Below are 22583 nucleotides of genomic sequence, written 5' to 3' on the forward strand. Positions count from 1 at the left end.
CGCCCATCGCCTCTACCGCATCAGGCGCGGGCGCCGTTGGGCGCGCCGATCGCGGGCTGGGCGGGCGGGGCACCGGGCGCCAGGGCGCCGGCCGCGGGCGGCGCCGCGATCTGCTTGTACATCTCGGCGAACTGGTCCATCTTGAAGAAGTCCGACTCGATCTCCAGTGACACCGAACCGGTGATCTTGGCGGTCAGGTCCGTGCTCGTCTTGCCCGACGCCGAGGACACCGAGATCTGCGTGTTGCGCCCGGTCGAGGAGTGCCCGCCCCCGAAGGAGAACGGGCCCAGGTTCACGCCGCCGCCGAGGTTGCCGCCGCTCGTGTTGACCTTCTCGCTCTGGTTGGCCGCCTGCCGCGCCGAGCTCTCCTTGGCCTTGATGTCGAACACGCAGGCGGCTTCGATCTTGCCCTTGCGGATGATCATCCGCGTGACGCCCATCAGCAGGACCTCGCGCAGCAGCGCGCGGCTCTCCTGGGCCATCGCCACCTTGGTGTCGAGGATCTTCGCCCGGATCGCGTTGTTGGAGAGGTCGACCGCGTTGCCCTGGCGGTCGAGCAGGGTCGGCGTCTGGTTCTGCTTGGGCGGCGCGCCGTCCTCGTCCTCGTCGGCGAGCGGGGGCGGCAGCGCGATCTGAAAGCTGTCGGGCTCGTCCTCGGCCAGCTTCGCGTAGGCGTCGAAGTCGTTGACCTCGTTGACGAACTTGGACAGCGACCCGGTCGCGGCCTTGAGCAGCCGGATGAAGTCGTCCGTCTGCGCGTGCTGAACCTCGAGGTTGCCCTGGAAGACCGCGTGGGTGAGGTCGCGGACGAAGCCCGGGAAGTCGATCGAGTCGATGAACTCGCCCGCGAGCTTGCCCGCCTGCTCGATCCGCCGGTTCTCGAAGTTGGCCGGGTCGGTCGCGTCCTTCGGGTTGTACGCCGTCTGGTGCGCCAGCGGCGCACCGTTCGGCGCGGCCCGGCGCTCGAGCCGCTGGTAGTTGGCCTCGTACACGTCGCGGTACAGCGACTGCTGCTCCGCGTACGGCATCGACAGGAACGCCGCGCTCTCGCCCAGCACCGATCGGGTCTGGCGGCGCGCGCGCTCCTTGAGGTCGGCCTGGATCGTCGCCGGCAGGGTCATCGATCCCACTCGTCGATCGCGCCGGCCGGGACCTTGCCGTTGACGCCGGAGTCCGGGGCGTCGTCGTCGCGGTGACGCCGGCGTCGGCGGCGCCAGCGGTCACGGTCGTGGTCGGAGGGCTGCCACGCGGTGTCGTCGACCGCGGCGCGGGCGATGATCGTCTGCTGGGCCGCGTCGAGGAAGTCCTGGAACGGCTCCTCGCGCAGGTTCCCGCGGGTGAAGCCCCCGATGAAGTTGAAGACGTCGTTGCCGCGCTCGGCGAGCTCGACGAGGTCCTCGACCGGGAGGCTGGCGTCCAGGAACGTCATCCCCATGTTCTTGATCGCCGAGGTCACCGACTGCTCGGTGCCGCCGTAACGGGAGACGATCGGCTCGCTCGTGATCAGCTCCTGGCACTCGTTGAGGTAGCTGATCAGCTCCTCGATCTTCAGGAACGCGGAGCCCGTGACGAACTGGCTGAGGTTGTGCTGGACCGAGGTGAGTGCGGACACGACGCCGGCGCGCGAGATCTGCCGCGGGTCGTTGAACGCGCGGTCCTGGAGGTCGACGAGCCGCGTGACCTCGTACATCAGGCGGTCGAAGTGCTCGCCGAAGCGCTCGTTGACGAGCGCGCCGGACAGCATCTCGGCCTCGCCGTAGTTGAACAGCCGGCGGTAGAGCATCCCGCGCTCGGAGTCGTCGGGACGGTCGTTGCGCAGATGCTCGATGCGGTTAAGCAGCGAGGCGACGTCGCCCTCGGACACGTCGAGCCCACCGCGGTGCCATTCGAGGCTGAGCGCGTCGGCGATGTCGAACATGCGCATGAGCTCGCCCTCGACGAAGATCGTGAACAGCGCGCCGGCGGCGTAGATCGCCTTCGGCCGCACGACCGTCGTCTTGTCGAGCTGGCTGATCCGGCGGATGGTGAAGTCCGACTGGACGCCCTTGCGGCGTCCGCTGCGGGCGATGTCGATCGGGTCGTCGCTGTCGGCCCGCTGGCGGCGCGCGGCGTCGTAGGCGAGCGCGAAGTACTCGTCGAACTCGCCGGCGACGACGCGCTCGTACGTCATCGAGAGCTCGAGCTCGACCAGGTAGTCGATCATCCCCTGGCGGATCCGCTCGTCGGCGGCCTCGGGCTTGATCTCGTTCTTGGCGAGATAGACGTCGACCAACCGCGGGACGCTGCCCTGGCGGCGGCGGACGTCGACCAGCGCGAGCACCGCCGCGGTCAGCTTGCCGATCCGCAGGTCGATGCCGCGGGTGAGTGCCAGGCGCGCGAGGTCGTCCCGCTCGGCTGGCTCGAGCACGATCAGCTGTGCGGCGAGGACCGCGTCGATCGCGCGGCGCAGGAACTTCAGGAGCGCCTCGTCGTCGAGGTGCGTGAGGATCCAGTCGACGATGCCGGCGTCGTCGGACTTCTCCACCTGGCCTTCGTCGAGCGCCTGCAGGAAGAGCCACTCGTAGATCGCGGGCTGGGCGAGCGCGAGCCGGCGCGCGTCCTCGAGGTCGAGCGAGTCCAGCCGGCCCGTCACCTTCTCGACGGTCCCGGTGATCCCACGCTTCGACAGGCGGATGCCTGGATACGCGGCGAGCTTCGCGTCGAACTCGATCCGCGTCTCCTTGACCGCGTTGAGCGCGATCGGGTCCATGCCGCTGGGCGCGCGGATCTGCAACAGCGGCGTGAGCGCGCCGTCCGCCGCCGCCTCGACGCCCTCCTGCACGACCGCGGCCGAGACGCCCGCGGCCGCCGCCAGCGTCTGCACCTCGGGCGCGGTCAGCGTCGGCGGGATCTCCTTGCGTTCGAGCAGATCGAGCAGGACCGGCCGCTGCTCGGCCGCCGGAAGCCCGCCGATGAAATTCAGCAGCACCGGCTTGCGCTGGGCGAGATCCAGATGGCGGATCGCCCGCGCGTCGATGATGAGGTCGTTCAGGGCCATCGTCAGCTCCCTACGGCGCCCGCGCCCGCGCGCCGTTCGAGGTACAGGGCGAGTTCTTGCGGGTTGAGCTCGGCGACGAGCTTGATCCGGAACGCCGGGTCGGTTTGGTCGAGGACGGCCTGGACCTTGTCCTCGAGCGCTTCCTCGGTCTCGAGGTCGTCGACATGCTGCTCGCTGGCGGCGAGCTCCTGCTGGAGCGCCACGATCGCGCTCGCCTTCGCGGCGTTCTGCTCGGTCAGCGTCGCGATCTCGGCGGCCTTGGCCGCGTTCTGCTGTGTGAGCGCCGCGATCTCGATCGCCTGGGCGCCGATCGTCTGGTTCGCGTCTTCGAGCGCGGCGGACTTGGCGGCCAGTGCCGCCTCGGCCGCGTTCAGCGCGGCGGTCTTGGCGGCCAGTGCCGCCTCGGCCGCGTCGAGCGCGGCGGACTTGGCGGCGAGTGCGGTCTCCGCCGCATCCAGCGCCGCGGTCTTCTCGGCGAGCTGGGCCTCGGCCGCGGCGAGCGCCGCCGTCGCGTCGGCGAGCTGTGCCTCGAGCTCGGCGATCTGCCGGTTGGCCGCCGCCAGCGCTTGCGCCTGCTCGTCGATCGTGCACTTCTGCACGGCGTTGATCTTCTTGAGGTCCGCGAGCTGCTTCTTCAGCCGCCGGATCTCCGCCTTCAGGCGTTCGACCGTGCCCCCGTGCTCGTTGCCCCCGGAGGTGTCCAACGTCCGATCCGCGTCGTTCGCGGAGGCTGGACTGCTCATGCGGTTGTCCTTTCGGGTGTGAGGTCGGTCTGGGCGGACATCAGGTCCAGAAGCCGCAGGGCGTCGGCGACGTTCACGCGCCCGTGGCCGCCGCGCACGGTGCGGAAGGCGGCGTCCGTGCGATCGGCGGTGGCGACCAACAGGCGCCGGAGGTCGCCCACGCCGAGACGCCGGCGACCGTGCTCGAGCGCGGCGGACTGCAGAAGAGCGGCGGCGCCGGTCACGAACGGCGCGGCCTGCGAGGTCCCGCTCGCGAACGCGTAGCCGGCGTCCGGGAAGCTGCTGTAGATGTCCGTTCCGGGCGCGGTCAGCAGCACCTGCGGGCCGTACGTCGAGAACGCCGCGACCGCGTCCTGGGGATCGGACGCGCCGACGGCGATCACGCCCGGGAGCGAGCCGGGGTAGTACAGCTTCTCGTGGCCGTCGTTGCCCGCCGCGGCGACCATCACGACGCCGCGGCGCAGGCCGTACTCGACGACCTCCGCGTGGGGCAGCCCGCTGCCGGTGCGCGGCAGGCCGAAGCTCATGTTGATGACGTGGGCGCCCTGGTCGATCGCCCACTTGAGCCCGGTGTTGATGTTGTCCACCAGGCCCGCGCCGACGGGCCGTCCGCCTTGGCGCATCGCCCCGAGCACCCGCACGGGGAGGAGGCGGCACCCGGGTGCGACGCCCGTCGGCATCCGCTCGCCCGCTCCGGCGATGATCCCGGAGACGTGGGTGCCGTGGCCGACGGGGTCCTCGGGGTCCGTGTCGGCGTCGAGGAAGTCCCCGAGGAAGGTTCCCGCGCCGTCGAGGATGTCGACGAAGTCGTGGCCGGGCACGACCGCCTTCGCGAGCTCGGGGTGGCGCACGTCGACGCCCGTGTCCAGCACGGCGACCGTGATCTCGGGCCGCCCCGTTCCCCAGCGGTGCGCGTCCGGGAGGCCGATGGCCTCGCGCGACCAGCTGTCGGTGCGGACGCTCTGGGCCGCGGCCGGGGCGAGGTCGGTCACGCCCACGCGACCCGCCCGCGCGTACTCGACCTCGGGCACCAGCGAGATGTCCTCCACGAGCCCGGCCGGGATCGCGCTCTGCTCGCGCAGGATCAGCCGGTAGATCCGGTCGAGCTTGGCGGTGAGCTCGTCACTGGTCCAGCGTTCGCCCGCCGGCGCGTACTCGCGCGTGACCCACACCGGGACGCCGTGCCGGCGCAGGACCGCGTCGATCGCCGGGGTCAGAGACGCCTGAGCGCCGCCCTTGTCGGCGATGCTCTCCTGCCACGAGGCGACGTCCGGCGCCTGGGCTCCGTCGCGCAGCCGGATGATGACGTGCGGCTTCACCGCTCAGGGCCGGTCCTTGCCGGGGTTGGCGGCGACCCACGCGCTGCGGAGCGCGTTCGTCGTCGCCTGCATCGTGGCCAGGGTCACGCCGGCGGTCCCGTTGACGGGCGAGCGCATCGTGAAGGTGAATGCCGAGAACTGGGGCGCGAACACCAACGGCGAGAGCCACGGCAGGCTCACGAAGGCGTCGTACGGCATGCCCGCCGGCCATCCGAAGCCGTCGAAGTTGCGACGGAGCAGCTTGAGCCCCGTGATGCCGCCCGAGTACCAGTCGTTCTCGATCTTGGCCAGCACGGCCTTGGTCTCGGCGAGCGAACGTCCGCCGAGCTCTGTGGTGAGCATGCTGCCGATCTCGGCGTCGAGCGCGGCGTCGAGCGGCCCACCCGCCAGCAGCGCGCGCTTGCCGGCCTCGATCCCGCAGATGTTGGACACGATGTCCTCGGGCGAGAACGCCGAGTAGTCGGGCCACGTGGCCAGCTCGTGCGCCCAGGACTCGACGTAGGTGATGGCCGCGGCCAGTGCGAGCCGCGCGGCGCGATCCGCCGGCGGGGTCGTGATCGTCGCGCGGCCCTCGTAGAGCTCGAGCGTGCTCGCTCCCGACGCGAGCTCGCGGTCGATGTAGACGACCATGTCGGCCGTGTCGCGCAGGTGCCCGAGGTCGATCAGGCCGGACGTCGACGTGTAGACGAAGCCGTTGACCCCGGACGCGCCGTAGTGATGTCCCGCGAGTTTGGCCGGATCGACTGCTCCCGCCAGGCCCGGGATGTGCCATTGGCCGAGCGCGCAGCACGGTCGTCGCCCCGGGAGGGGAGCCGACGTCGCGACCGCGATCGCCGGGAAGTGCGCGCGATGGACCTTACGGTCCAGTTCCAGATAGCGATTGCCCACTGGTTGAGTGAGCGATCGCGCGACGCGGGAAATACATCAATTTCTCACGCCGGCCCCAGCCGGGGTTCAGGCCACGTCGTACCCGGCCAGGTCGAGGCAGACCACGCAGAACGGCCACGGCGGGTTCCACGGCCAGCCGGTGACGTCCTTGCCGCAGAGGGCGGTGTCGGGGTCGTCCTCCGGGACGATGTGGCAGATCTTCTCGCCGTCGTGGGTCGGGCCGTAGACCTTCTCTTTTTGCGGAGCGGTCGCCATGGGCACAGGTTGTAGCTCACTTCACGGCGTGGTTGTGGACAAGGTGAAGAGGACTGTCTTGGAATAGGCGCCGGTCCGGAGCGCCTCGGTGGCGCCGATGTGCTGCGTGAACGACATCGTCACGGCGTCGTTGGACGTCGGGGCGGTCCAGGCTGCGCGCGAGAAGCCCACGACGAGCGGTGAAACCAGTGCGGCGGACCCGTTGGTGAGGTGGCCGGGATCGCCGGCGCCGAGGGTGGCGTCGCCGGCGGTCGAGGTGACCGTGGCCGTGGTGGTCGCGACGTAGTCGCGTGCCACGCCGGGGGTGAACGGGCCGAACGTCGCCGGCGCGCCCAGCGCGAGCGACAGCACGGGCGGGACGCTCGCCGAGGCGGTGCCGCCCTGCTCGAGGTGCACAGGGGCGTCCGCGAGCTTGAAGACGTCGGCGCGGGTCGCGATCCCGGTGTTGTCGGCGATGATCTGGCCGAGCGTCCGGTGGGCCGTGACGCCGTACTCGCGCTCGATCGCGGCGAGCTCGGGGTCGGCGAGGTAGAAGAAGCGGTCACCGTCGCGGAGCGCCTCGAACTGGCGCTTCCAGATCGCCAGCTGCAGCTCACCGAACTCGGCGTGAGGCAGGTGGCGCTCGGAGAGCATGCCGGTGAACGCGTCGACTTGGTCCACGGACCCGAAGATCGCCTTCAATCGCGCGGCGAGCGTGGTGCGGCGGGTGCCCGAGACCGCGTTCGCCTCGTCACCGAGCGGGAGCGGGTCGCCGTGGATGTCGCGCAGCTCGGTGAACTCCAGCGAGGCCGGATCGTCGATCCCGAGGCCTTGCGGGAACGCGTCCGTCGCCTCGCCGGTGATCGCGGTGAACGAGGCCTTCGGGGCGAGACCGTAGGCGCGGCGCAGGTCGTCGTAGCGCGGGATGCCGTGGTCGCGACCGCGCTCGACGTCGATCGCGCCGAGGTCGACGACGCCGTTGAAGCAGTCCGGCAACGGCGGCCCGTCGAGGCAGGCGCCGGGCGAGAACGGGACCTGGAAGAGCACGCTGCGCAGCTGGTTGTCGATCATCTCGTCGTTGCGGTACTCGGACTCGTTGCCGGCGGCGGCGAGCACGGGGCCGATGCCGACGCGCGCGAGCAGGTCCGGGTTGGCGAACGTCAGGTTCAGCGGGATGGCGAGCTCGACGCCGTCCTCGTCCTGCTCGACCTCGACGCCCTCGTCCTCGAAGGCGTCGAGCTCGTCCGCGCTGTACGTCCCGGCGGGGACGGACGGCTCGATCTCGCCGTGGACCATGCTGTGGGCGCGGTAGCCGGTCGTCGCGAACTCGTTGGTCAGCGTGGCGTCGACGGTCGGGTCGTAGCCGCGGTACGGGGCGAGCTTGACGCCGAGCGCCGGGAGGAACTCCTCGTAGGTGATGACCTGCTGCTCGGCGCCGACGACCCGGCGCGCGATGTCGAACTTGCGCTGCTCCGACAGGGACGCGGGGAGCGCGTCGACGATCCGGTTGTGCTCGCGCGCGAACAGCGTGTGGGTGGCGGCGAGCGCCATGTTCTCGTTGGCGCGCACGTCGCCGGCGACCATCGCCTTGGCGGGCGTGCCCGCGAGCCGTCCCTGGAGCGCCATCGTGGGTGCGGCGGCGGTGTCGCCGCGGCTCGAGCGGCGCGGGAGGAGGCCGCCGGGATCGAGCAGGAGGTGCGCGCCGTTGTCCCGGAGATCCCCGTTGACCGGACCCTCGCGCAACCACTCCAGCCGCTCCGGCGTTCCGCCGTAGACCGTCCAGCCGTCGATATAGCTCGAGACCGTGTTGACCTGCTCGCGCGGGACGCCCGTCGTCCCGGTCGCGGGCGCGGCCGGCGTGCGGGTGAAGTCGATCGCGCCGAAGTCGTTGCGGAACGTCTCGAGCGGATCGTGCGCGTCGAAGGCGATCGGCGCCGCCTCTCCCCCGGTCTCCTCGCGCAGGCCGAAGGTGTGGTCCATGAACTGGCCCCAGACGAAGCCCCACTGGGTCACGCCGTTCTCGGAGAACAGGTTCTGGTGCGTGTCGTTGAAGACGCGGTTGCTGAGGGCGCGCGACGGCGGGCCCGCGAGCGGCTTCGCGATCCCATCGGCGTAGACCGCGGGCGTGACCCGCGCGTACGGGCGCCCGACCTGTCCCCAGGACGGGTGCGCGAGGTTGTTCGAGCTGCCGTCGAGCGATCGCTCCTCGGCACGACTTGGACCAGCGGACAGCACCAGCACGGCGGCCGCAGCCGCCCCGACCACAGCCGCGCGCATGGCGCAACCCCTCTCCTCAGACCGGAACCGGACCCCCGGTCGCGATTCTTACAGAAATGTGAAGGGCTTTTGGAGGGTCTACATGCGAAAGATTCCGTAAGAAACGTCGTCGAGGGGCGCGCCGGCGCAGGCGCTCAGGGCGAGGCCGAGGACGTCGCGGGTGTCGCGCGGGTCGATCACGCCGTCGTCCCAGAGGCGGGCGGTGGCGTAGTACGGGTGGCCCTGGCGCTCGTACTGGTCGCGCAGCGACGCTCCGACCTCGGGCTGGCCGACCGTCTCCATCACGGTCGCCGCCTGGACGCCACCCATGACGGAGATGCGGGCGTTCGGCCACATGAACAGGAAGCGCGGCGAGTACGCGCGGCCGCACATGCCGTAGTTGCCGGCGCCGAACGAGCCGCCGACGATCACGGTCAGCTTCGGCACGCGGGCGCAGGCGACCGCGGTGACCAGCTTCGCGCCGTGCTTGGCGATGCCGCCCGCCTCGTACTCGCGCCCGACCATGAACCCGCTGATGTTCTGCAGGAAGACGAGCGGGATCTTCCGCCGGTCGCAGAGCTCGATGAAGTGCGCGCCCTTGAGCGCCGACTCGCTGAAGAGGATGCCGTTGTTGGCCAGGATTCCCACCGGGTGGCCGTGCAGGCGGGCGAAGCCGCAGACGAGCGTCGTGCCGTAGAGCGCCTTGAACTCGTGGAAGTGCGAGCCGTCGACGAGCCGCTCGATCAGCGCGTGCGGGTCGTAGGGCTTGCGCACGTCGGCGGGGACGACGCCGAAGATCGAGTCCGGGTCGTGCACGGGCGGCTCGACCGCGGTGCGCTCCCAAGCCCGCGGGTCCTTCGGGAGCGTGGCGACGATGTTGCGGACGATCTCGAGCGCGTGCTCGTCGTCGTCGGCGAGGTGGTCGGTGACGCCGGAGGTGCGCGAGTGCAGGTCGCCGCCGCCGAGGTCCTCCGCTGAGACCTCCTCGCCGGTCGCGGCCTTCACCAGCGGCGGGCCGCCGAGGAAGATCGTGCCCTGCTCGCGGACGATCACGCACTCGTCGCTCATCGCGGGCACGTAGGCACCTCCGGCCGTGCACGAGCCCATCACGGACGCGATCTGCGGGATGCCCCGCTGCGACATCGTCGCCTGGTTGAAGAAGATCCGGCCGAAGTGCTCGCGGTCGGGGAAGACCTCGTCCTGCAGCGGCAGGAACGCGCCGCCGGAGTCGACGAGATAGATGCACGGCAGGCGGTTCTGGAGCGCCACCTCCTGCGCGCGCAGGTGCTTCTTGACCGTCATCGGGTAGTAGGTCCCGCCCTTGACGGTCGCGTCGTTGGCGACGATCACGCACTCGCGGCCGCTCACCCGCCCGACGCCGGTGATCATGCCCGCGCCCGGCGCGTCGCCGTCATACATGCCGTGCGCGGCCAGCGGCGAGAGCTCGAGGAACGGCGCGCCCTTGTCGAGCAGCCGGTCGACCCGCTCGCGCGGGAGCAGCTTGCCGCGCGACGTGTGCCGCGCACGGGCCTTCTCCCCGCCGCCCAGGCGGACCTGCTCGAGCTGCGCGTTGAGGTCGGCGACGAGCGCCTCGTGGTCGGCGGTGTTCGCCCTGAACTCATCCGTCGTCATGCGACCCTCGCAACCGTCTCGTCGCGCGCGACCTTGTCCCCGACGGCCACGGTGAGCTCGGTCACCGTGCCGTCGACGGGCGCGGCCAGCGCCAGCTCCATCTTCATCGACTCCAGCACCACCACGGTCTGCCCGGCCTCGACCTCGTCGCCGACCTTCACGGGCACCAGCAACACGCTCCCGGGCATCGGCGCCCGCAGCTCCCCATCCCCATGCGCGTGATGCGCCTCCTCGACCGTCGCCTCGGTCACGTGCCAAGCCCAGCCCTGATAACCCACCCACCCACCCACGAACCTAAAGGGGCCTGACCCCTTTATGTTCGTGAGCGCCAGGTCCATCGGTTCGCCGCCGTCAACCGAGAGCTTCCAGAACGACGGGGCGCGGAGGCCGCCGAGGCGCCAGCCGTCGCGGCGGGCGAACGGGTCGTCGCTCTCGGGGGTGCCGAGGGCGTGGGACGCGTAGGCGCGGGCGACCTGCTCGTCGGTGAGCGGCGGGGTGACCGGGTCCATGCGGCCGATCAGGCCCGTGTCCATCTCGCCCGCGCGGACGTCGTCGCGGCCGATCAGCGTGCGCAGGAAGCCGACGTTGGTCGTGAGGCCGAGGATCGCGGTGTCGGCCAGCGCGCGATCGAGGCGCGCGAGCGCGGTGGCGCGGTCCGGGCCGTGGGCGATGACCTTGGCGATCATCGAGTCGTAGTCGGTGCCGACGACGCTGCCGGTCTCGACCGCCGCGTCCACCCGGACATCGCGGGGGTAGGAAGCCAGCAGCACCGGGCCGGCGGAGGGGAAGAACTGCGCGTCCTCGGCGTTGATGCGGGCCTCGATCGCGTGGCCGCGCAGGGCGACGTCGGCAGCGAGCGGCTCACCCGCGGCGACCCGCAGCTGCAGCTCGACGAGGTCGAGACCGGTGACCAGCTCGGTGACCGGGTGCTCGACCTGCAGCCGCGCGTTCATCTCCAGGAAGAAGTGGACCGACGGGTCGTCGGCGTCGGCGATGAACTCCACCGTGCCCGCCCCGTGGTAGCCGGCGGCCGAAGCCAGCGCGACCGCCTCCTCCCCCAGCCGGGCCCGCAGCTCATCCGACACGACCGGCGACGGCGACTCCTCGAGCACCTTCTGGTGGCGACGCTGCAGCGAGCACTCGCGCTCGCCCAGCGACAGCACCGTGCCGTGGGTGTCGCCGATCACCTGCACCTCGATGTGCCGCGCGCGCGGCAGGAAGCGCTCGATGAACACGCGGTCGTCGCCGAACCCGGCGGCGGCCTCACGCTGGGCGGCCGCGATCGCCTCGTCCAGGCCCGCGGGCGAGTCGACGACCCGCATCCCGCGCCCGCCGCCGCCCGCCGCGGCCTTGACCAGCAGCGGGTACGCGTCGGAGACCCGCGCCTCCTCGACGCTCAACGACTCGACGACCGGCACACCCGCCGCAGCGGCGGCGGCCTTGGCGCGCACCTTGTCGCCCATCAGCTCGATCGCCTCCGGCGGCGGCCCTACGAAGACGATCCCCGCGTCGGCGCACGCGGCCGCGAACGCCGCGTTCTCGCTCAGGAAGCCGTAGCCCGGGTGCAGCGCGTCGCAGCCGCGCGCGGCCTCGACGACCTCCTCGATCGAGAGGTAGGAGCCGATGCGGATGGCCTCGTCGGCCTCGCGCACGTGCGGCGCGCCCGCGTCCGCGTCGGTGTAGACCGCGACCGAGCGGATGCCGAGCGAATGCAGCGTCCGGATGACGCGCCGCGCGATCTCGCCGCGGTTGGCGACGAGGACGGACGAGAACATCAGGCGCCGAGCGCCCGCGCGATGACCATCTGCTGCACCTCGTCGGTGCCCTCGCCGATGGTGAGGATCTTCGCGTCCCGGTACATGCGGCAGACCGGGTACTCCTCGATGTAGCCATAGCCGCCGTGGATCTGGACGGCCTCCTCGGCGCAGCGCACCGCGAGGCGGCCGGTCTTGAGCTTGGCCTGGGCGGCGGTCAGCGAGAAGTTGCGGCCCTGGTCCTTCAGGAACGCGGCGCGATACACCAGCAGGCGGGCGGCCTCGATCTCGGTCGCCATGTCGGCGAGCTTGCCCTGGATCGCCTGGTACTTGGAGATCGGCTTGCCGAACGCGCGCCGCTCCTTCGCGTATGCCAGCGCCTGATCCAAGGCGCCCTGGGCCAGGCCGACGCCCATCGCCGCGACGCCGATGCGCCCGATGTCGAGCACCTGCAGGAACTGCTTGAAGCCGCCGCCGCGCGGACCGAGCAGGTTCTCCTCGGGCACGATGCAGTCCTCGAAGGTCAGCGGCCGCGTGTCGGACGCGTTCCAGCCCATCTTGCGGTAGGGCTCGCCCTGCGAGTAGCCCGGCGTGCCGTTCGGGACGATCAGGTTGGAGATCTCGTCGTCACCGGTGCGGGCCGTGATGCAGACGAGGCCGGAGATGTCCGTGCCGGCGTTGGTGATGAACTGCTTGGCGCCGTTGATCGTCCACTCGCCGTCCTCGAGGCGAGCCCGCGTCCGGACGTTGCCCGCGTCCGAGCCCGCCTCGGGCTCGGTCAGGCCGAAGGCGCCGAGGATCTCGCCCGACGTGAGCTTCGGCATCCATTCCTGCTTCTGCTCCTCCGAGCCGAACAGGTAGATCGGCTGCGTGCCGAGCGACGTGTGCGCGCACAGCGTGATCGCGACGCTCGAATCGACGCGCGTGAGCTCCTCGACCGCGAGCGCGTAGGCGAGCGAGTCGCCGCCGCCTCCGCCGTACTCCTCCGGGAACGGAATCCCCATCAGCCCGAGCTCTCCGAGCTGCTTGACGATCGCGTACGGGAACGACTTGGTCCGGTCGAGCTCCTCCGCAACCGGAGCGACCTCCTGCTCGGCGAAGTCGCGCACCGTGCGCCGGATCAGCTCGTGGTCGTCGGGGAGATCGAAGTTCATGCGGTAATTTATACCGAACGCCCGTTACAAATGTCACAGCCGCCTACATCCCCCGCGCTCCGCGAGCGCTATGACCGCCGCCAGCAGGACGTGATCGCCACGGCCGCGGCGCTGTTCGCGCGCCGCGGCTTCCAGGCGACGACCATGGACGAGCTCTCCGACGCCACCGGGTTGCGCAGCGGCGGCCTCTACCACTACATCGGCTCCAAGCAGAACCTGCTGCTGCTGATCTTCGAGCAGCTGATGGACCCGTTGCTCGAGCGCGCCGCGGAGATCGAGGCGTCCGGCGGCGACCCCGAGACGCAGCTGCGCGAGCTCGTCCGCGCCTGGCTCGCCCACATCGAGACGCGCCTCGACCACATGGCGGTGTTCGCGCAGGAGCGCCACGCGATCGAGCACGGGCCGGAGTGGGAGCAGGTGCGCGCGAGCCGCGACGCGTTCGAGGCGATCCTCGCCCGCCGGCTCGCCGCGGTCGGCCTCACCGACCGGCTCGCGCTGTTCGCCCTGCTCGGGATGGTCAACCACACCGCCACCTGGCTGAAGCCCGGGGGACGCCTGACCTCCACGCAGATCGCCGACGGCTACTGCAACATGCTGCTCGCACGGTGATCCGCTCGGCCACGCCAGACGACGAAAGCGCCCTGCGCCGACTGGACCTGGAGACCTGGTCCTCGGTCTCCAGCCCGGCGCCGCCGCCTCCCCCGGACCGCCCGTTCGACATCGACGGCGTGCTCGTCGCCGAGCTCGCGGACGGGATCGCGGGCTACGTGAAGCTCGGGCCGGTCCTGCCGATCCCCGCGAGCGCCCACGTGCTCGAGATCAAAGGACTCAGCGTCTCCCCCGCGCACCGCCGTCGCGGGGTGGCGAGAGCGTTGCTGCACGCCGCGCTCGCGCAGGCGCGCGTGGCGGGCGCCTGCCGCGTGACGCTGCGGGTGCTCGCCCACAACCAGGCCGCCCGCGACCTCTATACCGCCTGCGGCTTCGAGATCGAGGGCGTCCTGCGCGGGTTCTTCAGGCTCGACGGCCGCTACGTCGACGACGTGTTGATGGCGCTGCCGCTCAGCACGGATCGACCCGCACGGTCCCGCCGCGCGCGACCGTGACGGGCGTCGTCGCGGCGCCGCACGACAGCGTGTACGCCTCGCTGCCGCCGGCCTTCTCGACGATCGGGCGCGTCGATGGGTTGACGTGCCAGCGGAACGTGCCCGACGGGCCGACCACCAGCGTGGTCTCGAGGTGGTCGTCGACCGTGGTCGACGGGTCGAACGCCGCCGTCTTGAAGTCCTTCGTCAGCGTCAGGGTCGTGCCGGCGGGCGCGGAGCCCTCGATGATCGAGTGGCGCGCCTCGTCGATGGTCGACTCGGCGGCCAGGTAGTACGCCTCGCGGTTGCCCTTGCCGCCGACGTGCCGCGCCTGCGCGCTCGTGCCGTCCCACTCGGCGGCCATCGTCGCGTAGCGCGGGTGGAAGGACGGCGCGTCGCAGTCGCCGGTCTCGTAGTTGGGCGCGCCGCAGTAGAGCTCGAACGTGAACCCGTAGCCGCCGGTGGCGTTGTAGCTCCAGTCCTCGGTGGTGCCGGTGGTGTCGTAGAGCTCGTAGCCCTTCTGGCTGAAGTAGCCGTTCTGGGCGGCCATCGCGTCGCCGAGCGCCTTGTAGCCGCGTCCCTCATCGACCGGGTCGCCGACCGCCGCCAGGCCGGGCGCGCGCAGCACCAGCCCCGCGGTGGTGTGGTTGGTGATCAGCGTCGTCACCTGGTTGTGCGAGACCAGCCACTGGATGTTGCGCGACTCGGGCTCGGAGAACGGTGCCGGCCCGCGGTAGGTCTGGGTCAGCGGGTTCGTGTCGGACCCTGGCCCGCCCCAGAACTGGGCGTAGTTGCGGTTGACGTCGACGCCGTTCTCGGCGAGCCCGATCGAGAGCGGGCAGAAGGCGGTGGTCGTCGACCCGACACGGCAGTTCTTGCGCCGGTACTCGCCGGGCGAGGTGGCGATGTAGACCTCGTCGGGGAGTGTCTCGTCGCGGCCGTCGTCGCCCAGCGCGGCTGAACGCGAGCCGTTGAAGCCGTCGGGGTTGACGATCGGGACGACGAGGTTGCGGCTGTGACGGACGATGTTCGTGGCGCGCTCCTCGCCCGCCTTGTACCCGTCGATCAGCTCGTACGCCCACTCCATCGTCAGCTCGCCCGCCGGCCACTCGCGGGCGTGGTGCACGCCCATGTTCAGGAACGCGGGCCGGCCGTCCTGGGCGGCGACGTCCTCGGCGATCTCGATCCCGAGCACCTCGCGGCCCTCGAACGTGCGGTTCGGAAGGACGAACAGGCGCACGAGCGACGGGTTCTCCGCGGCCAGCGCCTTCAGCTCGCGCTCGTAGTCGGCGAGCGTGCGGTAGCTCGTCCGGCCGCTGGGCAGGTTCGCGACGGCGGCGGTCCGCGGCGCGGCGGTGACCGCGTGGTACGTGAACCCGCGCAGCGCGGCCTGGTCAGCGGCGTCGTGCAGCACCACGCCGACCGACCTCGGCCCGCCGTGCTCGCTCAGATCGAGCCCGAGTGCGAGCAGCCGCGCCTTGTCGGCGCGGGTGGGCGTGTCGACCGTCACCAACCGCGGCGCCTCGGTCGTCAGCGCGACCGGCTCGCGGGCGACGACGAGCGTCGCGGTCCCAGGTCCGCACCCGGTCGCCGTCACGCGCCCGTTCTTCACGTAGCCGGACGCCACCTCGTGTGCGTCCGGCGACGCGCCGCCCGCGATCTCGCGTCCGCCCGCGTGCACGGTCAGGTCCCAGTCGCCGCGGGTCCCGTCCAACCGCGCCTCGATCCGGCTCGGGCCGCCGACGTCCACCTCTTTGCTCACGCACGCGGCCGCGGCGGCGTCGGGGACGGCGAGGACGAGCACCAGCGGGAGGAGGGCAACGAGGCGCATGAAGCTCCGAACGACGCGCCGCGCGAAAACTTTCGACATCGCGGCGCCCCGCTTCCGACCGGCGGGCCACACGCTCGGGCGCCGGGCGTTGGCAGGATCGCGCGCGGTCAATTACGTAGGGAGGGAACCCGCTCCATGAGACGCTCAATGGCGGCGCTGCTCGCCGGCACCGCCGTGCTCGCCGCCGCCGTGCCGGCCCGTGCCGTCACCACGGTCACGTCGGCCAATGGCCTGAACTGGCAGATCCACGACATCGCGCCGCCCAAGCTCGACACGGGCTCGATCCGCGCGATCACCGACAACGCCTTCTACGGCTTCGGCGGCATCCGGGTCCGGGTGTCCGGCATCCCGGCCACCGACACCACCGCGCGGTTCAACGGTGAGCTGATGCGCGGCTTCAACCTCACCTACGACGGTGACGAGTCGTTTGCCACGACGCAGCCCGTCGTGCTCGGCGGGGTCGCGCTCAGCCGCGCGGTGAAGGTGAGCAAGGCCGGCAACTACACCCGCTGGCTGGACACATTCGCCAACACCACGCAGCGGACGATCACCGTCGACATCGCCTTCGGCGGCACCGCGGGCCAGAACTCCGGCACCAACCAGAGCAAGGTCGTGGACTCCTCGAGCGGCGACACGCTGATCGGCGCCGACGACAAGTGGGTCGAGGTCGCCAACCCGAGCGCCGCGGGCGTCAGCTCCCGCGGCCCGTCAGCCGTCGTCAACGGCACCCAGGACGGGACCGGCAACTTCCAGCGTGACCCGTTCGGCAACGCGCTCCCGGTCACCGGCCTGGAGGCGAACTTCTACGGCTACAAGAACACGCTCACGCTCGCCCCGGGCCAGACGAAGTCGCTCCTGCGCTACGTCGTCGCCGGCCGCGCGGAGACGACCGCGACCGCCGGCCAGCAGACCGCCGCGGTCAAGACCGGCGCCACGACCCTCGCCGCCACGCCCGACATCGCCGGCATCCCCGCCGGCCTCGGCTGCACGATCGCCAACTGGGCGAGCCTCTTCACCAACTGCGCCGCCACCCCCGCGCCGCCCGTCACGCCCGAGCAGCCGACCAAGCTGGCCGTCACCACGTCGGGCTATGACGTCTTCGACAAGTCGGTCACGCAGCTTGCCGCCGACATGAAGTCCGGCCTGACGACCTCGCAGGCGATCACGCGCGCGTATCTGGACCGGATCGAGGCCTACGACAAGGGCCCGTTCGGCTTCCACGCGTTCATCACGGTCGCCGACGACGCGATGGCGCAGGCCAAGGCGGCCGACGACGCGCGCAAGGCCGGGAACACGAGCGAGCTGCTCGGCATCCCGGTCGCGATCAAGGACCTCTACGACACCAAGGACATGCCGACGACCGACGGCTCACTGGCCTTCGAGGGCTGGCGCCCGAAGCGCGACGCCTTCCAGGTCAAGAAGCTGCGCGAGGCCGGCGCGGTGATCCTCGGCAAGGCCAACCTGTCCGAGTTCGCCAACTCCGGCTCCTACAGCGACTCCGGGTACGGCATGGTCTGGAACGCCTTCAAGCCCTCCAAGACCTCGCTCGGATCGTCCGGCGGCTCCGCGGTCGCGACCGCCCTGAGCCTCGCGGCGTTCGGCATGGGCACGCAGACCGGCGTGTCGCTCTACGCGCCCTCGACCGGCGCCTCGCTGGTCTCGCTGCGCGGCACCGACGGCATCTCCTCCGGCGCGGGCGTGATGCCGCTGACCTGGCTGCAGGACTTCGAGGGCCCGATCGCCCGCACCACGTCGGACATCGCGCGCATCCTCAATGTCACCACGGGCACCGACCCGGACGACATCGCCACCGTCCACGCCGACGCCGACCACAAGCGCCCGGCCGACTGGAAGGTCGCGCTCGATCCCAAGGCGCTGCAGGGCAAGAAGATCGGCTACGTGCCGTCCGCGTTCGAGGGCTCGCTCAGCTACGGGCAGGACGACGGGACCGTCGCGGCGCTTCAGGCCCGCTTCGCCGACATCGTCGCCGCCGGCGCCACCATGGTGCCGATCACCGCCGCGGCGCCGTCCGCGCCGGCCACGGGCACGCTGACGGGGAGCCGCACGGAGGAGGGCTGGCAGCGCTACTTCGACCTGCACGACAACCCGCCGTACCACACGGCCTCGGAGATCCTGTCCTCGCCGAAGGTGCTCCCGTACAACCGCGGGACCCAGAACCCGGCCGCCCGCCTGACGAGCGCGGACATCGACAAGATCTTCGCCCAGCGCGACGAGTACAAGGCCCGCTGGAAGACCTACATGGACACGGCGGGCGTCGACGCGATCGTCTACCCGGGCTTCCGCAGCGACGTCTACGACAACGACGGCGCCCAGACGATCTCCAGCGACCGCAACAGCGGCGTCCCGACGTCCAACGTCGGTCTGCCGACGCTGATCCTGCCGGTCGGCGCGAACCCGCACGGCGATCCGATGTCGCTGCAGTTCGTCGGCCGCGCCTGGGACGACGAGAAAGTGCTCGGCTTCGGCTACGCGCTCGAGCAGCAGCTCGGCGGGAAGGGGCACCTCGCCCCCGCCACCGCGCCGCGGCTGGAGTACGTGACGACGGCGACCGCGCCCGTCGGCGGCCAGGTCCCGGCGACGCTCGCGCTGACGCTCGGAGCGAACGCCTCCTTCGGGGCCTTCACGCCCGGCGTGGCGAAGGACTACACGGCGTCGAGCACCGCCAACGTGATCAGCACCGCCGGTGACGCCGCGCTCAGCGTGTCCGATCCTGGACACCTGACCAACGGCACGTTCGCGTTGCCGTCCCCCCTGGAGGTCGCCTTCAGCAAGGCGAGCTGGACCGCGCCGGTCTCCAATGACGTGGTCACGATCGCCTTCAAGCAGCACGTCGGCGCCACCGACGCGCTCCGCACCGGCACCTATTCGAAGACGCTGACCTTCACGCTCAGCACGACGACCCCGTAGACGCGCGTTGGACCGCCGGTGCCCGCGGATCTACGCGGCGCCGGCGGTCGCGCGCGCGTCCTTGAGGTAGGCCAGGACGGCGAGCACCCGCCGATGCGCCTCCGGCTCGGCGGGGAGGCTGAGCTTGGACAGGATCGACGTCACGTGCTTCTCGACCGCGCGCTCAGAGACGACGATCCTGCGGGCGACGCCCTGGTTGGAATAGCCCTCGGCGAGCAGGCCCAGCACCTCGCGCTCACGGGCGGTCAGCTCGGCCAGCGGCGAGGCGTCGCGCGAACGGCCGAGCATCCAGCGCACCACCTCCGGGTCCAGCGCGGATCCGCCGGCGGCCACGCGCCGGAGCGCATTGGCGAACTCGTCGAAGTCGGTGATCCGGTCCTTGAGCATGTAGCCCACGCCGCGCGCGTCGTCGCCGATCAGCTCGAGCGCGTAGGTCGCCTCGACGTACTGGCTGACTACCAGCACCCCCACCTCGGGGTGCGTCCGCCGGATCGTGACCGCCGCGCGGAGGCCGTCGTCGGTGTTGGTGGGCGGCATTCGGATATCGATGACCGCGGCGTCGGGCCGATGGCCGCCGACCTTGCGGACCAGATCCTCGGCGTCCCCGGCCTGCGCGACGACGTCGAACCCCTGCGCCTCGAGCATGGTCGCCAGACCTTGGCGTAGCAGCGCATGATCGTCCGCGATGACCACGCGGAGCCTGCGGTCGCGCTCCTCGGACTGCATTGGCCGGGCCTTCCTTCCCCCTCTGGGGCAGACGCACGAAGCAAGAAGGGAACCGAGAGACCTCGAGCGGTACTGCCCTGAAGGCTACTCCCCGGGGCCAGCACCCGGGGCGTGAGGGGCCACCTCTCGTCCTTCCGGCGCCAGTGTCCCTCCGAGACGCCTGCCTGCCCCCAACGCCGCCGGCCCGCGCGCTGGGAGGCTGCAGGCAGTCCCCTCCGCCCTTGAAGGAGCACAAGCCTTTGCCTCAGTCCCGCAATCTCGCCGCGCGAGCCGGTCAATGGAGCGCGCAGCATCGCAAGACGGCCATCCTCGGTTGGATCCTGTTCGTCGTGCTCGCCACCGTCGTCGGCGGGCGCGTCGGGTTGAACGAGATCGACGAGTCGGCGTCCGGCAGCGGCGAGTCCAAGCGCGGCGACCTGCTGATCGCGGCGGCCGGCTTCCCCGACCAGGCCGGCGAGCAGGTGCTCATCCAGGGCAAAGGTGCCGCAGACCCGCAGGTCACCGCGGCGGTCAAGGACGTCGTGAGCCGCCTGGACGCGATCCCGGGGATCACCGACATCGAGAGCCCGCTCAACGCGTCCGACCGTGCCAACACCGTCTCGGAGGACGGTCGCTCGGTCGCGGTCAACTTCACGCTGCGCGGCACCGACGACCAGGTCGAGCAGCTCGTCGACGCGCCGCTCGCGGCCGTTGCCGCCGTGCAGAAGGCCCACGCCGGCGTCCGCGTCGAGCAGTTCGGCGAGGCCTCGGCCACCAAGGAGATCGCCGCCCAGGACGCCAAGGACGGCCAGAAGGCGCACTTCATCTCCTATGGCCTGATGCTGATCATCCTGCTCGTCGCCTTCGGAGCGTTCGTCGCCGCCGGCGTCCCGCTCGTGCTCGGCGCCACCGCCGTCGCGGGCACCGTCGGGCTGCTCGGCCCGCTCAGCCAGATCCAGGCCCTCGCGCCCGACGTCTCCGAGCTCGTCGTGATCATCGGCCTCGCCGTCGGGGTCGACTACGCGATGTTCTATTCGCGCCGCATGATGGAAGAGCGCGACAAGGGCCATTCGTCCGAGGCCGCAATCGAGATCGCGGCCGCCACGTCCGGGCGTGCGGTGCTCATCTCGGGTCTGACGGTGATGACCGCGATGGCCGGGCTGCTGTTCGCCGGCAACCCGATCTTCTCCGCCTTCGGCATCGGCACGATGCTCGTCGTCGCCGTCACCGTGATCGGCTCGCTCACCTTCCTGCCCGCGATCCTGTCGTTCCTCGGTGAGAAGAACTGGCTCGAGAAGGGCCGCGTGCCCTACGTGACCAAGCGCCGGCACCAGACCAAGGGCGAATCGCGCGTCTGGGGTGCCGTGCTGACCCGCGTGCTGAAGCGCCCGCTGGTGTCGGCGCTGATCGCCGGCGGCGTGCTCGTCGCCCTGTGCGTCCCGGCTCTCGGCCTGCAGTTCAAGGAACCGGGCTTCGACGGCTACTCGCGCAGCCAGCCGGTGATCCAGACCTACGACCGCGTCCAGGACGCCTTCCCCGGCGGCGCGGTCCCCGCCATGACCGTGATCAAGGCCGCCGACGTCACCGCGGCGCCCGTCCAGGCCGCGATCCGTCAGCTCCACGATCAGGCGCTGGCCACCGGCCGGCTCTCCGAGCCGTCCGGCGTCGAGATCAGCCCCGACCGGACCGTCGCCGTGGTGGCGCTCTCCGTCAAGGGCAGCGGAACCGACGCCGCGTCCGATCGCTCGCTGGCGGTGCTGCGCACAGAGGTCGTCCCCGCGACCGTCGGCAAGCTGGCCGGCGCCGAGGTCGCCGTGACCGGCCTGACCGCGGGCTCGAAGGACTTCATCGACGTCACGACGTCGCGGCTGCCGATCGTGTTCGGCTTCGTGCTCAGCCTCGCCTTCATCCTGCTGCTGGTCACGTTCCGCTCGATCGTGGTGCCGCTGAAGGCGATCGTCCTCAACCTGCTCTCGGTCGGAGCGGCCTACGGCGTGCTCGTGCTGATCTTCCAGGACGGACACGGTGAGCGGCTCCTGCACTTCGAGTCGGTCGGCGGCATCGCGCCGTGGATCCCCCTGTTCCTGTTCGTGATCCTCTTCGGCCTCTCGATGGACTACCACGTGTTCATCCTCAGCCGCATCCGCGAAGCGGTCGATCGCGGCATGACCACCGACGACGCGGTCGCCCACGGGATCAAGAGCACAGCCGGCGTCGTGACCAGCGCGGCCCTCGTGATGGTCGCGGTGTTCGGCTCCTTCGCGCTCGGCTCGGACCAGGTGGTCAAGCAGATCGGCATCGGTCTCGCCGCCGCGATCCTGATCGACGCGACGATCATCCGCGCCGTCCTGCTGCCGGCGACCATGAAGCTCCTCGGGGCGCGCAACTGGTATCTGCCCAAGGGACTGGGCTGGCTGCCGAGGTTCGAGCACGAGCCGCAGGTCGCCCCCGCCCGATGAGTTCCGAGGTTGGGTGTGGTCTTCATGGGCATGCCGAACCGCGAACCCATCGACATCACGAACCGCTCCGACTTCGCGCCGCTTCCCTGGAGCCGCGCGCGCGACGTCCTGGCCGCCGGCAGCTTCGCGCCGTGCTTCCTCGGCACGGTGCGGCCCGACGGCCGGCCGCACGCTGCGTCCGTCGGCGCCGCCTTCCACGACGGCGACCTCTACTTCCAGACCGGGCTGAACACCCAGAAGGCGCGCAACGTCGCCGTCAACCCGGCGTGCACGATGTCCGCGAGCTTGGACGGGATCGACCTGGTCTTCGAGGGCGAGGCCGAGCGCGTCACCGACCCACAGACGGTCGAGGCCGTGGCCGCGGTGTACCGCGAGGGCGGCTGGCCCGTGGAGGCGGACGGCGCCGGGTTCACCGCGCCCTACAACGCGCCTGGCACCGGCCCGGCGCCGTGGACCGTGTTCCGGGTCAGGTTCCACACCGTCTTCGGCGTCGCGACCGCGGAGCCGCACGGCGCAACACGCTGGCGCTTTTAAGCCCTGGCGAAGTAGGGTTTGTCGGCA

The 22583-nt window shown here is 71.1% G+C and carries 17 protein-coding genes; 5 read left to right on the plus strand and 12 right to left on the minus strand.

The genetic code is table 11. The features are described 5' to 3' along the window. Positions 1-20: 20 nt before the first annotated feature. From G569_RS56515 to G569_RS0143080, 10 genes are all read right to left on the minus strand, one after another. Positions 21-1121: a hypothetical protein gene (locus tag G569_RS56515; protein ID WP_053227846.1), complete on the minus strand. Its 1101-nt coding sequence runs from the start codon at positions 1119-1121 to the stop codon at positions 21-23. Then, a complete protein-coding gene (locus tag G569_RS0143040) occupies positions 1118-3037 on the minus strand; it encodes a hypothetical protein (protein ID WP_028067995.1) in 1920 nt (639 codons plus the stop codon). The genes G569_RS56515 and G569_RS0143040 overlap by 4 nt, the downstream gene beginning before the upstream one ends. Before the next feature lie 2 nt (positions 3038-3039). Continuing rightward, the gene (locus G569_RS0143045) at positions 3040-3780 is read right to left on the minus strand and encodes a coiled-coil domain-containing protein (RefSeq protein ID WP_028067996.1); all 741 of its coding nucleotides are present in this window, start codon (positions 3778-3780) and stop codon (positions 3040-3042) included. Continuing rightward, entirely contained in the window at positions 3777-5099 is a 1323-nt protein-coding gene (locus G569_RS56520) for a S8 family peptidase (RefSeq protein ID WP_053227847.1), read from the minus strand. The genes G569_RS0143045 and G569_RS56520 overlap by 4 nt, the downstream gene beginning before the upstream one ends. A gap of 3 nt (positions 5100-5102) precedes the next feature. Then, positions 5103-5987, minus strand: a complete 885-nt coding sequence (locus tag G569_RS0143055; RefSeq protein ID WP_028067997.1) for a DUF4056 domain-containing protein — start codon at positions 5985-5987, stop codon at positions 5103-5105. Positions 5988-6053: 66 nt separating this feature from the next. Next, on the minus strand, positions 6054-6242 hold the full coding sequence (locus tag G569_RS0143060) for a hypothetical protein (RefSeq protein WP_028067998.1): 189 nt from the start codon (positions 6240-6242) through the stop codon (positions 6054-6056). A gap of 21 nt (positions 6243-6263) precedes the next feature. Beyond that, entirely contained in the window at positions 6264-8498 is a 2235-nt protein-coding gene (locus G569_RS56525) for a peroxidase family protein (protein ID WP_053227848.1), read from the minus strand. A 78-nt stretch (positions 8499-8576) separates the two neighbouring features. Next, a complete protein-coding gene (locus G569_RS0143070) occupies positions 8577-10109 on the minus strand; it encodes a carboxyl transferase domain-containing protein (protein ID WP_028067999.1) in 1533 nt (510 codons plus the stop codon). After that, positions 10106-11884 carry an acetyl/propionyl/methylcrotonyl-CoA carboxylase subunit alpha gene (locus tag G569_RS0143075; RefSeq protein WP_028068000.1) on the minus strand — a complete coding sequence of 593 codons (1779 nt, stop codon included), beginning with the start codon at positions 11882-11884 and terminating at the stop codon, positions 10106-10108. Before G569_RS0143075 ends, G569_RS0143070 begins: the two co-directional genes overlap by 4 nt. Next, positions 11884-13017, minus strand: a complete 1134-nt coding sequence (locus G569_RS0143080) for an acyl-CoA dehydrogenase family protein (protein ID WP_028068001.1) — start codon at positions 13015-13017, stop codon at positions 11884-11886. Before G569_RS0143080 ends, G569_RS0143075 begins: the two co-directional genes overlap by 1 nt. A 30-nt stretch (positions 13018-13047) precedes the next feature. Here G569_RS0143080 and G569_RS0143085 point away from each other — a divergent pair, with 30 nt between their 5' ends. Further along, on the plus strand, positions 13048-13626 hold the full coding sequence (locus tag G569_RS0143085) for a TetR/AcrR family transcriptional regulator (protein WP_028068002.1): 579 nt from the start codon (positions 13048-13050) through the stop codon (positions 13624-13626). Continuing rightward, a complete protein-coding gene (locus G569_RS56530) occupies positions 13623-14120 on the plus strand; it encodes a GNAT family N-acetyltransferase (protein ID WP_084286347.1) in 498 nt (165 codons plus the stop codon). Before G569_RS0143085 ends, G569_RS56530 begins: the two co-directional genes overlap by 4 nt. On the opposite strand, the gene G569_RS56535 is transcribed toward G569_RS56530, so the two are convergent. Beyond that, positions 14077-15930 carry a M14 family zinc carboxypeptidase gene (locus tag G569_RS56535; RefSeq protein ID WP_053227849.1) on the minus strand — a complete coding sequence of 618 codons (1854 nt, stop codon included), beginning with the start codon at positions 15928-15930 and terminating at the stop codon, positions 14077-14079. The genes G569_RS56530 and G569_RS56535 overlap by 44 nt on opposite strands. Before the next feature lie 135 nt (positions 15931-16065). On the opposite strand from G569_RS56535, the gene G569_RS56540 reads away from it, so the two are divergent. After that, positions 16066-18858, plus strand: coding sequence for an amidase (locus G569_RS56540; protein ID WP_084286348.1), 2793 nt, complete (start codon positions 16066-16068; stop codon positions 18856-18858). 30 nt (positions 18859-18888) lie between these two features. Here G569_RS56540 and G569_RS0143105 read toward each other — a convergent pair whose 3' ends face one another. After that, positions 18889-19584 carry a response regulator transcription factor gene (locus G569_RS0143105; protein ID WP_028068003.1) on the minus strand — a complete coding sequence of 232 codons (696 nt, stop codon included), beginning with the start codon at positions 19582-19584 and terminating at the stop codon, positions 18889-18891. A gap of 329 nt (positions 19585-19913) precedes the next feature. On the opposite strand from G569_RS0143105, the gene G569_RS56545 reads away from it, so the two are divergent. Together G569_RS56545 and G569_RS0143115 are read left to right on the plus strand one after the other, a co-directional pair. After that, complete coding sequence (locus G569_RS56545) at positions 19914-22022, plus strand: MMPL family transporter (RefSeq protein ID WP_245602784.1); 2109 nt, start codon at positions 19914-19916, stop codon at positions 22020-22022. A 30-nt stretch (positions 22023-22052) separates the two neighbouring features. Next, positions 22053-22556 carry a pyridoxamine 5'-phosphate oxidase family protein gene (locus G569_RS0143115; RefSeq protein WP_037503632.1) on the plus strand — a complete coding sequence of 168 codons (504 nt, stop codon included), beginning with the start codon at positions 22053-22055 and terminating at the stop codon, positions 22554-22556. Positions 22557-22583 lie beyond the last annotated feature (27 nt).

Origin of the sequence: Solirubrobacter soli DSM 22325 (assembly GCF_000423665.1) — a bacterium.
GTDB lineage: Bacteria > Actinomycetota > Thermoleophilia > Solirubrobacterales > Solirubrobacteraceae > Solirubrobacter > Solirubrobacter soli.